The organism is Sphingobium sp. BHU LFT2, assembly GCF_018604485.1.
In the GTDB taxonomy this organism is placed as follows: Bacteria; Pseudomonadota; Alphaproteobacteria; order Sphingomonadales; family Sphingomonadaceae; genus Sphingobium; species Sphingobium yanoikuyae_A.
Map to the genome: position 1 here is coordinate 102298 of NZ_JAFCGW010000007.1, position 13020 is coordinate 115317.

The window sequence follows — 13020 nt, forward strand, 5'->3', positions numbered from 1 at the left end:
GATTATCGATCCCGCCGATCCTGCGCCGCACGGCATGGGATCATGATCGCGCCGGTGTCCCGAAAGGGGCTTAATAGGGAATGCGGTGCGGATGGCCCTCTCATGCAGGGTGTCGTCCAAATCCGCAGCTGTCCCTGCAACTGTAAGCGGTGAGCGCGATGCATATGTGCGGACGGCAGAATGACCGATCCGCCAGCCACTGGGCCGGACGCTAAATCCTGCGAGGCCTGGGAAGGCCGTGCATCAAGCGATGACCCGTGAGCCAGGAGACCTGCCGGCGTCTGGTCGCTCTTGCCTTGGTCCAGGGGATGGCCGCGGCACGGTAACTTCCGTCTGAGCGACGAACGAGCGGCTGGGGCCGCTGCGACGACGCGCGTCGGTTGCCCATGGGCGCCCGGCCGGCGCGTGTGTCGGACGTTCGCGCGCGTGCCGCTCGTGAAGGTTGCCCCCGCCCGTCGAACGCGGCGCCGGATGGGGGAATATATGAAGTCCATTATCGTTTCGCGGGCCGCCTTGGCCCTTTCGCTCGCCTTTGCATCGCCGGCTCTGGCCGATGAAGGAGAGGGTGACAGCATCGTCGTCACCGGCACCAGCCTGGAAGAGACGCTGCCGCAGCAGCTGTCGCGCTATGGCCATGCGATCGAGATCGTCACCGACACGCAGATCCGCGATGCCGCCGCGATCGATACCGCCCGCGCGCTCGAAGCGGTGCCGGGCCTGTTCATCCGGTCGCAGTCCGGGCCGTTCAGCTATGTCGACATCGCGCTTCAGGGTTCGCGCACCAAGGATGTGCTGTGGACGATGGACGGCATTCGCCTGAACAACCGCCTCTATGGCGGCACGTCGCCCAATGACACCATGGCCGCCAGCATGATCGAGCGGATCGAGGTGCTGAAAGGCGGCGAAAGCCTGTTCTACGGCACGCAGGCGGCGGCCGGTGTCATCAATGTCGTTACCCGCGATTTTAGCGACGATCTGGGCGGCCAGGTCAATGCCAGCCTCGACAGCTTTGCCGGCACCAGTCTGGATGGCTATGTTCGCGGCGCGATCGGCCAGCATCGCTTCGTGGTCTGGGCCAATCGTAGCCAGTCGGACGGCTATCGTCCCTATGACGTGATGCAGCCCAGCGCGACCGATCGCGCGCGCGGCTATGATCTCTGGTCGGCGGGCATCAAATATCAATATGATATCGCGCCGGACCTGCGCCTCAACGCGCTCTACCAGCACACCAAGGCCGATCTCGACAATATCAGCGCGACCCGGACCAAGGAAAGCCGCAACGACCGCAATGAGGAGGTGGCCAGCCTGCGCCTCGACTATACCGGCGAGGATGGCGTGCAATTCTTCCTTAAGGGCTATTTCCACGACTGGAAGACCGCCTATGTCCAGATCCGCAACCCCGTGCCCGCCGGCCCGCCGCAGGTCATCTACCCTGCCGGCACCTTCTGGGGGTATCAGGATTATGGCGGCAGCGCGGTGGTGCAGCTCAATATGCTGCGCGGCATCGACACGCTGATCGGCTATGATTTCCAGAGCTTCAACGGCCGCGACGACGTCCTGCTGATCGCGCCGACCGATGAACAGGTCCATGCCGGCATCTTCCAGCTGCGCACCAATGACGAATTGTCGAGCAAGGGACGGATCGCCGCGGGCCTGCGCTACAACAAGGCGAAGGGATCGGAAAAAACGATCTGGAACGTCTCGGGCCGCTATGATGTCAGCGACGCGCTGTTCGTGGAGGCCAATGGCGGCACCTCCTTCGTGCTGCCCGACGCCTCGCAGCTTTATGGCAATGATCCCTGTTGCGAGGTCGGCAACCCGAACCTGAAGCCCGAGGAAAGCCTGAACCTCAACGCCGCGCTGGGCGGTGCGCTGGCCGGCGGCGCGATCCGGTGGAAGGCGACCTGGTTCAACCGGCGCATCACCGACCTGATCGACACCACCTATGACGATCCGGCCTTTCCGGAAGGCACCTATATCAACGTCAGCGACAAGGTGCGGGCCAGGGGCGCCGAGCTGGAGCTGAACGCGAATTTGACCGGTGGCTGGGGCCTGTCGGCCAGCTACACCTGGTCGCGTGTCCGCAATCAGGGCAGTTCGGTGCAGCGCGATCGCAATCCGGAGCAATATGGTCGCGCCGCGATCGTCTATGCGCCGGAAACGGGCCGCTTCGGCGCCAATCTGTCGGCCAATTGGGTGGGCGATGTCTGGTCGACCGCATCGGGTTTTGGCCGGATGAACTATGGCAATTATGCCGTGGTCGATGCGGGCGCGCATCTGTGGCTGGATCAGGCGCGGCGCAACCGGTTCGGCATCAATGTCGAAAATCTGTTCGACCGCGATTACGCCTCCACCGGCTATCGCTCGGCGGTTAGCGATGCAGGGGTATTGGACGGCAGCAACAGCCGCTTCCTCTACTTCTACCGGGGCGTGCCGCGCACGCTGCGGGTCAGCTATGGCCTGAGCTTCTGACCATGTTGCGGCCGGTCCTGCTGCTGCATCGCTGGCTGGGCATCCTCATCGGCGCCGTCATGACGCTGTGGTGCCTGTCCGGCTTCGTGATGCTCTATGTCGACTATCCGCGCCTGACACCGGCCGCGCAGCTTGGGGGGCTCACGCCCCTCAATCTGTCGCCGGGGCAGGCAGGGATGTTGCCCGACGCCATGATGCTGTCCGCCGCCCGGATCGAGATGATGGCGGGGCGGCCCGTATTGCGGGTGACGCCGGCGCTCGATCCGACGCGAACCATCCCGCAGATGCGGGTCTCCGCCGGCACCCATGACTGGGCGTCGGGGAAACCGGTCGAGCAGGTCGATCCGCAAAATATCCACAGGATCGCGCGCGAATTCGGCCGCAACAGCGCCATTGCCGGCCCGGTCGGGCAGGTCGCGCAGACGGAGATGGACCAGTGGACGGTCCAGACCTTCCGCCGCAATGCGCCGCTCTACCGTGTCGATTATGCCGATGCGGCCGGCACGCAGGTCTATGTCTCGGGCAAGAGCGGGGAAGTGGTGCAGCTGACCACCCGCTTCCAGCGCTTCTGGGGCTGGCTCGGCGCGGTGCCGCACTGGCTCTATCCCACGATCCTGCGACAGGATGGCGCGCTGTGGAGCCAGGTCGTCATCTGGACCTCGCTGATCAGCTGCTTCCTCACGATCACCGGCCTGTGGGTCGGCATCGCCCGGCTGCGCCGTCGCCGCGACGGCAGCATTGGATCGCCCTATCGGGGCCTGTGGTGGTGGCATCATATGGCCGGGCTGTTCTTCGGCATAGTGACGCTGACCTGGGTGGCGAGCGGGCTGTTGTCGATGAACCCCTGGGGCCTGCTGGACAGCGAGGCGATGATGACGGAGCGCCAGCGGCTGAACGGCGACTTCGCCTGGGGCGATGCGCGCCGGGCGATCGCGGCGCTGCCGGCCTTGCCGCAGGGAAGCGTCCGGCTGGAGGTGGTGCCCGTTGCCGGTGCCGTTCATCTGGTGGCGATCGATCGGGCGGGCAAGGCGCAGCGCTTCGACGCTGCCGGACGATCCGCTGCTTTGTCCGAAGCGGGCCTGCGCGCGGCGCTCCAGGATGGACCGTCGATCGCCTCGCTCGACCTGCTGCGGCAGGAAGACGCCTATTATTATGGCCACAAGGCCAGCGTCGCCCTGCCGGTGTGGCGCGTCATCCTGGCCGATGATCAGGCGACACGCCTCTATGTCGATCCCGCGTCCGGCCGTCTGATCCGCGCCTTCGACCGCAATGGCCGCGCCTTCCGCTGGTTGCAGGACGGGCTGCACCGGCTCGACTTCCCGCTGCTGCGCACCCGCCCCTGGTGGGACATCATCGTCCTGCCGCTGCTCGCCATGGTCACGTTGGTCTGCGGCACCGGCACATGGATGGGCCTTTCCAAGCTGCGGCGTGATCTGCGCCGCGTCCGCAATCGCCGGCGGCGCGCCTGCGCCGTGCGGCCCCTGATCGGAGAAACCGCATGACCGCCACCCCTTTGCAGGCGTCGCTTCGGCGACGCAGCGTGCCGCTGATCGCGGCGCTCGTCCTTGCCAATCTGGCCGTCTGGGGCTGGGCCTTCGCCCTGTTCGGCGACCGACCGGTGATGATGGGCACGGCCCTGCTCGCCTGGGGCCTTGGCCTGCGCCATGCGGTCGATGCCGATCATATCGCCGCGATCGACAATGTGACGCGCAAGCTGATGCAGGATGGGCAGCGGCCGCTGACCGTGGGCCTGTGGTTCGCGATCGGCCATAGCGCGATCGTGCTGATCGCCGCGCTGGGCCTCGCCTATGCGGTCAGTGCGCTGGCCGGGCTGGAGCGGTTCCGCGCTGCCGGCGGCGTGGTGGCGACGCTGATTTCCGCCACCTTCCTGTTCGCCATCGCGATCATGAACCTCATGATCCTGCGCCAGGTCTGGGCGACCTTCCGCCGGGTGCAGGCGGGCGGCAGCTATGTCGAGGCGGATCTCGACATGCTGACTGGCGGGCGCGGGCCGCTGTCGCGCCTGTTCCGTCCGGTCTTCCGCCTGATCTCGCGCCCCTGGCAGATGGCGCCGCTGGGCTTCCTCTTCGGCCTGGGCTTCGACACCGCGACCGAAGTCGCGATATTGGGCCTCTCCGCGGCGCAGGCGAGCGACGGCTTCGCGCTGGGGCCGGTACTGGTGCTGCCCCTGCTGTTCGCGGCGGGCATGGCGCTGGTCGATACGGTCGACGGCATGCTGATGATGGGTGCCTATCAATGGGCGTTCGTGAAGCCGCTGCGCAAGCTCTACTATAATATCGTCATCACCGCCTTGTCGGCGGCGGTGGCGATCGGCATCGGCACGATCGAGACGCTGGCGCTGCTGGGCGACAAGCTGGGGCTCTCCGGCGGCATCTGGGACGTCGCCGCCACGCTTGGCGAGCATTTCAACGATCTGGGCTTTGCGATCATCGGCCTGTTCATCGCCTGCTGGATCGCCAGCGCGCTCTTCTATCGCTGGAAGGGCTATGACGCGATCGAACTGGCCCCGGCCGGGGAAGTGCGGGCTTAGCCTATTCCGTTCGGGCTGAGCTTCGGTTTCGCCCAGCCCGAACGGCAGTCTTTACCCCTCGCGCGCGACCTGGAAGCCGGCGAAGGACTGGCTGACCGGCATCAGTTCCAGCGTGTTGATGTTGAGATGCGCCGGCTGGTTCGCGACCCAGAGCAGGGTGGCGGCGATATCCTCCGCCGTCATCGGATTGGCATTGCCATAGAGGGTGTCGGACGCCTGCTGGCTGCCGGTGCGGACCAGCGTGAATTCGGTTTCGACCATGCCCGGTTCGATCGAGGTGACGCGCACGCCGGTGCCGTGCAGGTCCGACCGCAGGCCGAGCGAGAATTGGCGCACGAACGCCTTGGTGCCGCCATAGACATTGCCGCCGGTGTAGGGATAGGTTGCCGCGACCGAACTCAGATTGATGATCCCGCCCTTGCGCGCGACCAGACCGGGCAACAGCTTGTGGGTGACGGTGACGAGGCCGGTGATGTTGGTCTCGATCATCTGCTGCCACTGGGCGAGGTCGGCCGACTGGGCCGGCGCGGTGCCGAGCGCCAGGCCGGCATTGTTGACCAGCATGTCGATCGCACGGAAAGCTTCGGGCAGGCTGGACAGCGCCGCATCGATCGCGGCTTCGTCGCGCATGTCGAAGGCCAGCGGGCAGAAGGCGTCACCGATTTCGGCGGTCAGCTTTTCCAGCCGATCGGCGCGGCGGCCGGTGCCGATCACCTGCCAGCCATCGGCGGCAAAGGCGCGGACGGCGGCTTCGCCGATGCCGGCGGTCGCGCCGGTGATGAGGACGGTCTTGGTCATGTCGGTCTCCTATCCGCTGTTGGCGGTCGCCTTAGAGCCTGTTTGAAAAATCGCGAAAGAGCGATTTTTCGTTACGGTTCCAGCCCGCTCCCCCGCCCAACCACCCGACAGGATGACACTGGATCGGGTGGTTGGGCGGGGGAGTGGGCTGGAACCGGCTTTCTAAAACAGTCTCTTAGCGAGATCAGGCCGCCCCGCCCAGCGCCTTCACCAGCGCGACGCTGGCGCGCATCCGCTGCGTCTGGGCGATCAGCACCGCGCGCTGGGCGTCGAGCGCATCGGTCTGGGCCGTCACCACCTCCAGATAGTCCGACGCGCCATCGCGATAGCGGGTCAGTGCCAGATCGCTGGTGCGCTGGGCGGCGTCGGCGGCGCTGCGCTGATGGCCGATCTGGTCGGACAGATGATGGTTGGCGGCAACCGCATCCTCGACCTGGCGGAAGGCGGTCAGCACCGTGTCGCGATAGCCGGCAGCCAGTTCCTCATATTCGGCGCGCGACATCTTCACCTGTGCGCGGCGCTTGCCGCCGTCGAACAGGTTGAGCAGCGCCGATGCTGGACCAAGGCCCCAGAAGCTGTTGGGGGTGGAGAACAGGTCGCCATGGGTGGTTTCCCATCCGCCGGTGAGGCCCAGCGTCAGTGTCGGGAAGAAGGCCGCCTTGGCGACGCCGATCCGCGCATTGGCGGCGAACATGCGCCGTTCGGCTGCCGCGATGTCGGGCCGGCGCTCCAGCAGTTGCGACGGTGCGCCGGTCGGCACGTCCGGCGCGGCAAGCGGCTGGGCGCGCGCGGCGATGCTGAAGTCCGACGCGATCGCGCCGACCAGCGCGGCGATCTCATGCTCGGTCGCGGCGCGCTCGTTGGCGATGGCGGAGATGTCCGCCTTCGCATTGTCCAGCACCGTCTTGGCGCGATTGACGTCGATGCCCGACGACACGCCGCCCTTGTGCCGCCGGTCGGTCAGGTCATAGGCCTTGCCGAAGGCTTCGACCGTCTGGTGCAGCAACTCCGCCTGCGCATCCAGCCCGCGCAGCCGCGCATAGGCATCGGCGACGGCCGCCTGCAGGCTGAGCCGGGCGGAGGCGAGATCGGCATTGCTGGCGTCGGCATCGGCCCGCGCCGCCTTCACGCTGTTGCGGATGCGGCCCCACAGGTCGAGTTCATAGTCGAGGCTGCCACCCACCACATAGTCATTATAGGTGACGGCGCTGCCATTGCCCTGGAATCGGTTGCCCGACACGCGGCGGCGGCCGGCATCGGCGCCGGCGCTGACCTGCGGGAACAGGTCGGCATTTTCCACCCGCGCGGCGGCGCGCGCCTGGTCATAGCGGGCGAGCGCGGCGGCCAAAGTCGGGCTGGCCTGCTCGGCGCGGGTTTCCAAGTCGTTTAGGACGGGATCGTTGAACGCCTCCCACCAATTGCCGCGCGGCGTCGCGTCGGCGGGCTGGGCAGCGGTCCAGCCCGCCACTTCCTTATATTCGGCGGGGGCGCTGGTCTGGGGCGGCTGATAGGCCGGCGCCATCGAGCAACCGGCCAGCAAGACCGCCGCCAATGTCACGCCCGCGCCGCCGATCCGGCGGTCAGCGCGCATGCGTCGCACCCTTTCCGCCGGCGGGCGCCGACGCCTGCACCTTCACCGTGTCGCCGGTGCGGATCGCATCGGGCGGGGTGTCGACGATCCGGTCATTGGGGCTGAGGCCACTGGCGATCTGCACCGTGGCGCCCTCGTCACGGGCGATGGCGACCGGCTTCATGGTGATGCGATTGTCAGCACCCACCACGGCGACGCTGGGGCCGTTGTTGCTGTAGAGGATCGCGCTGCCCGGCAGGGTCATGCCATTGCCCTGGCCGGCGCCGACCTTGAAGCTGACCTGGGCGAAGGCACCCGGCTTCAGCGCGCCATCGGGATTTTCCGCCTGCAACTGGACCAGCACTGCGCCCGACTGCGCATCGACCGCGCCGGAACTGCTGGTCAGGGTCGCGTTGAAGCTGCGGCCGGGATATTCGGGCAGGGTCAGCGTGGCGCCCATGCCCGGCCGGACCGAAGCCGAATAGCCCTGCGGCACGCGGACATAGATGCGCATGCGATGGATGTCGGACACGGTGAACAAAGGTTGGGCGGCGGCATTGCCGGACACCACCAGCGCGCCGATCTGGGCCGAACGGCTGGTGACGACACCGTCGAACGGCGCGGCGAGGCGGGTGAAGCCCTGCTGGGCCTTCAGCCGCTTGACGTTGGCGAGCGCCGCGTTGGAGACGGCGGTGCGGGCGGCGAGATCGCCGGCCTTCTCGTCGGCCTCCTGACGCGAGACGGCGTCCTGCGCCAGCATCGCGCTCCAGCGCTTCGAGGTGGTTTCGGCGAGGCGCTGGTTGGCGAGCGCGGTCTGATAATCGGCCTGCGCGGCGGCGACCTGCTGGTCGAGATCGGGCGCGTCGAGGATCGCGAGCGGCTGGCCTGCGCGCACCCGGTCGCCGATATCGGCCAGCCAGCGGCGGACATAGCCATTGGTGCGGGCATAGATGGCGGCGCTGTTATAAGCCTGCACATTGCCGGGCAGGACCAGGTCGTTGCCCTCGCCATTCATCGTTGGCTTCACGACCGCGACGGTCGGCACCGATGCGTCGGCGGCGGTTTCGCGCAGTTCGTTGGTGGCGCTGATGCGCGAGGCGACGCCCACGCCGACCACGGCGAGCGCGACCACGGCCGCGCCGATGCCGATCTTCTTCAGCGTGCCGCTGTCGGGGCCGGCCTGCTCGGGATTTTCGATGCTGTTATGGTCAGACATGGCTCGGCTGCATTTCCATGTTGTTGGCCTTCGCAGCCTTGCGGCTATGGACGAAGGCGAAGACGGTGGGGACGAAGAAGAGGGTGGCGATGGTGGCGCAGATCAGGCCGCCGACGACGGCGCGGCCCAGCGGGGCATTTTGTTCGCCGCCTTCGCCCAGGCCCAGGGCCATCGGACCCATGCCGATGATCATGGCGAGCGCGGTCATCAGCACCGGGCGGAAGCGGACCATGCCGGCTTCCAGAGCGGCCTTGGTCGCGTCGCCCAGTTCGGCGAGCCGTTCGCGGGCGAAGCTGACGACCAGGATCGAGTTGGCCGTCGCCACGCCCATGCACATGATCGCGCCGGTCAGCGCCGGTACCGACAAAGTGGTGCCGGTCATGAACAGCATCCAGATGATGCCGGCCAGCGCCGCGGGCAGGGCGGTGATGATGACGAACGGGTCGACCCAGCTCTGGAAGTTGACGACGATCAGCAGGTAGATGAGCACGATCGCGCCGGCGAGACCGAAGCCAAGGCCCGAGAAGGCGGTGTTCATCGTCGCATATTGGCCGCGAATGGTGATGGTGGCGCCCTTGGGCTCCTCCGCCTTCAGCGACTTGATCGCCCGGTCGATGTCGCCCGCCACCGCGCCCAGGTCACGGCCCTGCGTGGTCGCGAAGATGTCGAGCACCGGCGCGATATTATAGTGCGACACGACCGGCACGGTGTTGGAGCGGACGATGGTGGCAAGGCCGCCCAGCGGCTGCACCGCGCTGGCACCGGCACCCGACACCGGCACGTTGGACAGGTCGCTCATCGACCCGACCAGATATTCGGGTGCCTGCGCGACGACCGGATATTGGACGCCATTCTGCGGGTTCACGAAGAAGACCGGCGCGGTCTGCGAGGTGCCGGCCAGCGAGCTGGCAAGGCTGGTGGTCACGTCCCGTTCGGTCAGGCCATATTGGCCGACGCGGGAGCGATCGACATCGACGTCCAGCTGCGGCGCCCGGCCGGGCTGCTGGATGCGGGCGTCGGCCAGGCCCGGAATGGTGGTGATCTTCGCCAGCAGCTTCTGCGCATAGGCGCGGTTCGCCTCGGCATCCTTGCCCGCGATCTGGATGTCGATCGGCGCGGGCGCGCCGAAGTTCAGGATCTGGCTGGTGATGTCGGCGGGCAGGAAGGCGAAGGTCGTGCCGGGGAAGCGGCGCGGCAGTTCACGGCGCAGCTGCGAGACGAACTCGTCGGTCGGACGATGGCCCTTGTTGAGCGCGATCAGCATGTCGCCGTCCTGCGGACCGATGGTGCCGCTATTGTTGTAGACGGTGTTGATGGAGCTGACCGGCAGGCCGATATTGTCGGTGATCGATCCCAGCTGGTCGGCCGGGATGATCTTGCGCACTTCGCGTCCGATCTGGTCGAAGCGGGCGGCCGTATCCTCGATCCGGGCGCCGACCGGCACGCGGATATGCATGGCGATCTGGCCGGAATCGACCGACGGGAAGAAGTTGCTGCCCAGGAACGGCAGCAGGCCGAAGGACAGGACGACGACCGCCATGAAGCCGATCAGGAAGGGCTTGCGGGCGCCCAGCGCGCGGTGAAGCATCCCGACATAGGAGGTGCGGACCTTCTCGAACCGATATTCAAAGCCGCGCTGGAAGCGGACGAGCGGGTTCCTCGACGTCGCCGTGCCGGCCAGATGCTCGTCCTCGTCGCCGACATGGTGCGGTTTCAGCAGATACATCGCCATGGTCGGCACCAGCGTGCGCGACAGGATGAACGACGCGATCATCGCGAACACCACCGACAGTGCCATCGGCACGAACAGGAAGCCGGCGACGCCGGGCAGGAAGAACATCGGCACGAACACGATGCAGATGCACAGCAGCGAGACGAAGGCCGGCGTCACGATCTGTGCCGCGCCGTCCAGGATCGCCTCGATCACGCCCTTGCCCTGTTCCAGGTGCCAGTTGATATTCTCGATCGTCACGGTCGCGTCGTCGACCAGAATGCCGACCGCCAGCGCGAGGCCGCCCAGCGTCATGACGTTGAGGGTCTGGCCGAACATCGCCAGCGCCGCGATCGCCGCCAGAATGGCGAGCGGGATCGACAGCGCGATGATGACGGTCGAGCGCCAGCTGCCCAGGAACAGCAGGATCATCAGCGAGGTGAGCGCGGCGGCGATCGCGCCTTCATGGATGACGCCCTCGACCGCCGCCTTCACGAACAGCGACTGGTCGCCGATCGGCAGGATCTTGAGCGTGTCGGGCAGGGTAGCCGAAATCTTCGGTAGCGCCTGCTTCACCCCGTCGACGATGGCGAGGGTGGAGGTGCTGCCATTTTTGAGCACGGTCAGCAGCGCCGAACGGCTACCTTCCACATGGACGATATTCTGCTGCGGCCCGGCCCCGTCGCGGACATAGGCGACGTCGCGCATGTAGATGGTTGCGCCGTTCACCACCTTGACCGGAAGGTCGTTGAGCGCGGCGATCGATTCCGGCGCATTGTTCAGGCGGACGCTATATTGGGTCGCGCCGATCTTGACGAAGCCGGCCGGGTTGATCTGGTTCTGCGCGGCGATGGCGTTGCCGACATCCTGCGCCGACAGCCCCTTGGACTGGAGCGCCAGCGGATTGAGATCGATCTGCACCTGGCGCTGCTTGCCGCCCGAGGGGAAAGGCATGGCGAGGCCGGGGATGGTCACCAGCTGCGGCCGGATCTGGTTCTGGCCAAGGTCGAACAATTGCTGTTCCGACAGGCCCTTGCCCGACAGCGCGAGCTGCAGGATCGGCACCGTCGACGCGCTATAGTTCAGGATCAGCGGCGGGGTGACGCCCGGCGGCATCTGGCGCAGCACGGTCTGCGAGATCGACGTCACCTGCGCGGTGGCGGTGCGGATGTCGGCGCCGGGCTGGAAATAGATCTTGATGACACCAATGCCCTGCAGCGACTGGCTTTCGATATGTTCGATGTCGTTGACCGTGGTGGTCAGCACGCGCTCATAAGGGCCGACGATTCGGCCCGACATGTCCTCGGGCGACAGGCCGGCATATTGGAAGGCGACCGCGATCACCGGGATGCGGATATTGGGGAACATGTCGACCGGGGTGCGTGCGGCGGACAGGATGCCCACGATCGCGATCAGGATCGCCATGACAATGAAGGTCAGCGGGCGATGCAGGGCAACCTTGACGATACCGATCATTCACGACTCCCGGCGCATCTCCCGGCGGAACGATGCCGGGGTGCGAAAATTTGGCGCCTCTCCAGAAGGAATGCCCTTATTTTACGGGTTCTGCAGCCGGGTTGCCAGAGCGGCATGGCGGCATGAGCCTATGAACGGCATTCATGAATGTGACGGCAATCCGCTGGTCGGCCGCAATATGACACGCGCAGCGGGATCGGGGGCGAATCCGCGCACAATGCCATGGGACGATGAGGACCACCGCCACATCCGCGATGGGCCATGCGCCCTTGGACATTCTGCGTCTAATATATAATATGGTATAATCGATATTTCTGACGAATGGATCAATGGATCTCCGCCATCTCCGCTATTTCCTGACTGTTGCCGAGGAAATGCATTTCGGCCGGGCCGCGCTGCGCCTGGGCATATCGCAACCGCCACTCAGCCAGCAGATCCGGGCGCTGGAGGAGGAACTGGGCGTGCGCCTGTTCGACCGCACCAGCCGCCGTGTCCGCCTGACCGAAGCGGGGCGGTTGTTCGAGCCGGAGGCGCGGGCGACATTGGTGCAGGCGGATCGCGCCAGCCAGACCGCGCGCCGGGCGCAGCGTGGCGAGATCGGCCATCTGGGTCTGGGCTTCACCGCGTCCGGCCCGTTCGTGCCGCAGATCGCCAGCGCCCTCTATCGCTTTCGCCAGACCTATCCGCAGGTCGAACTGATCCTGCGCGAACAGGGGCGCGATGAGCAGATCGAGAATGTGCGCAACCATCAGCTCGACATCGGCCTGGTGCGCGATTTCCTGCCGCCGGTGCTGCCCGAGGACATGGTGTCGCACTGCCTGTTGACCGAGGACATGCTGCTCGCATTGCGCGACGATCATCCGCTGGCATTGCGCAAAGAAGATCCCAGCATCACCGATCTCGCCGGCGAGCCGCTGGTCCTCTATGGCGCGCCCAATGGGGCGGGCTTTACCGAGCATTTCTTCGCCCAGTGCGAGGCGGCGGGGTTCGTGCCGCGGATCGCGCATGAGGCGCGCAGCCTGGCGACCTTGCTGGGGCTCGTTTCCGCCGGGTTCGGCCCGACCGTGATCGCGCGGTCGATGGCGCGGCTGCATGTCGACAATGTCGTCAACCGCCGCTTCACCTCGCCCGTCACCAGTTCGCTATGGATGATCCACCATCGCACTTTGTCGCCCCCGGCCGAGGCATTCCGCGCGACCGTGCTGGAGGACAGCCCGGCGCGCTGA

General features: G+C 66.5%; 8 protein-coding genes and 1 riboswitch. Of the genes, 4 read left to right on the forward strand and 4 right to left on the reverse strand.

The features are described 5' to 3' along the window. The first annotated feature begins 35 nt into the window (after positions 1-35). Positions 36-293: riboswitch (cobalamin riboswitch) on the forward strand. Between the two features lie 190 nt (positions 294-483). The 3 genes from JQK15_RS14975 to JQK15_RS14985 are packed head-to-tail and all read left to right on the forward strand — an operon-like array spanning position 484 to position 5023. After that, complete coding sequence (locus JQK15_RS14975; RefSeq protein WP_214866247.1) at positions 484-2472, forward strand: TonB-dependent receptor plug domain-containing protein; 1989 nt, start codon at positions 484-486, stop codon at positions 2470-2472. A 2-nt stretch (positions 2473-2474) separates the two neighbouring features. After that, on the forward strand, positions 2475-3974 hold the full coding sequence (locus JQK15_RS14980) for a PepSY-associated transmembrane domain-containing protein (RefSeq protein WP_214866248.1): 1500 nt from the start codon (positions 2475-2477) through the stop codon (positions 3972-3974). Further along, positions 3971-5023: a HoxN/HupN/NixA family nickel/cobalt transporter gene (locus JQK15_RS14985; protein ID WP_214866249.1), complete on the forward strand. Its 1053-nt coding sequence runs from the start codon at positions 3971-3973 to the stop codon at positions 5021-5023. Before JQK15_RS14980 ends, JQK15_RS14985 begins: the two co-directional genes overlap by 4 nt. A 51-nt stretch (positions 5024-5074) precedes the next feature. Here JQK15_RS14985 and JQK15_RS14990 read toward each other — a convergent pair whose 3' ends face one another. The 4 genes from JQK15_RS14990 to JQK15_RS15005 form a co-directional block, all read right to left on the reverse strand. Next, positions 5075-5821 (reverse strand): SDR family NAD(P)-dependent oxidoreductase, encoded by a 747-nt coding sequence (locus JQK15_RS14990; RefSeq protein ID WP_214866250.1) that lies wholly within the window; start codon positions 5819-5821, stop codon positions 5075-5077. A gap of 184 nt (positions 5822-6005) precedes the next feature. After that, complete coding sequence (locus JQK15_RS14995) at positions 6006-7412, reverse strand: efflux transporter outer membrane subunit (protein WP_214866251.1); 1407 nt, start codon at positions 7410-7412, stop codon at positions 6006-6008. Then, positions 7402-8607, reverse strand: a complete 1206-nt coding sequence (locus tag JQK15_RS15000; protein WP_125985327.1) for an efflux RND transporter periplasmic adaptor subunit — start codon at positions 8605-8607, stop codon at positions 7402-7404. Before JQK15_RS15000 ends, JQK15_RS14995 begins: the two co-directional genes overlap by 11 nt. Further along, entirely contained in the window at positions 8600-11794 is a 3195-nt protein-coding gene (locus tag JQK15_RS15005) for an efflux RND transporter permease subunit (RefSeq protein ID WP_017500943.1), read from the reverse strand. Before JQK15_RS15005 ends, JQK15_RS15000 begins: the two co-directional genes overlap by 8 nt. A 329-nt stretch (positions 11795-12123) precedes the next feature. Between JQK15_RS15005 and JQK15_RS15010 the strand changes: the two genes are divergently transcribed. Beyond that, positions 12124-13020: a LysR substrate-binding domain-containing protein gene (locus tag JQK15_RS15010; RefSeq protein WP_010339681.1), complete on the forward strand. Its 897-nt coding sequence runs from the start codon at positions 12124-12126 to the stop codon at positions 13018-13020.

Excerpts from the sequence above, each read along its gene's own strand:
- JQK15_RS14995 (WP_214866251.1), bottom strand. The coding sequence starts at position 7,412 with ATGCGCGCTGACCGCCGGATCGGCGGCGCGGGCGTGACATTGGCGGCG.
- JQK15_RS15010 (WP_010339681.1), top strand. The coding sequence starts at position 12,124 with ATGGATCTCCGCCATCTCCGCTATTTCCTGACTGTTGCCGAGGAAATG.
- JQK15_RS14975 (WP_214866247.1), top strand. The coding sequence starts at position 484 with ATGAAGTCCATTATCGTTTCGCGGGCCGCCTTGGCCCTTTCGCTCGCC.
- JQK15_RS15005 (WP_017500943.1), bottom strand. The coding sequence starts at position 11,794 with ATGATCGGTATCGTCAAGGTTGCCCTGCATCGCCCGCTGACCTTCATT.
- JQK15_RS15000 (WP_125985327.1), bottom strand. The coding sequence starts at position 8,607 with ATGTCTGACCATAACAGCATCGAAAATCCCGAGCAGGCCGGCCCCGAC.
- JQK15_RS14985 (WP_214866249.1), top strand. The coding sequence starts at position 3,971 with ATGACCGCCACCCCTTTGCAGGCGTCGCTTCGGCGACGCAGCGTGCCG.
- JQK15_RS14980 (WP_214866248.1), top strand. The coding sequence starts at position 2,475 with ATGTTGCGGCCGGTCCTGCTGCTGCATCGCTGGCTGGGCATCCTCATC.
- JQK15_RS14990 (WP_214866250.1), bottom strand. The coding sequence starts at position 5,821 with ATGACCAAGACCGTCCTCATCACCGGCGCGACCGCCGGCATCGGCGAA.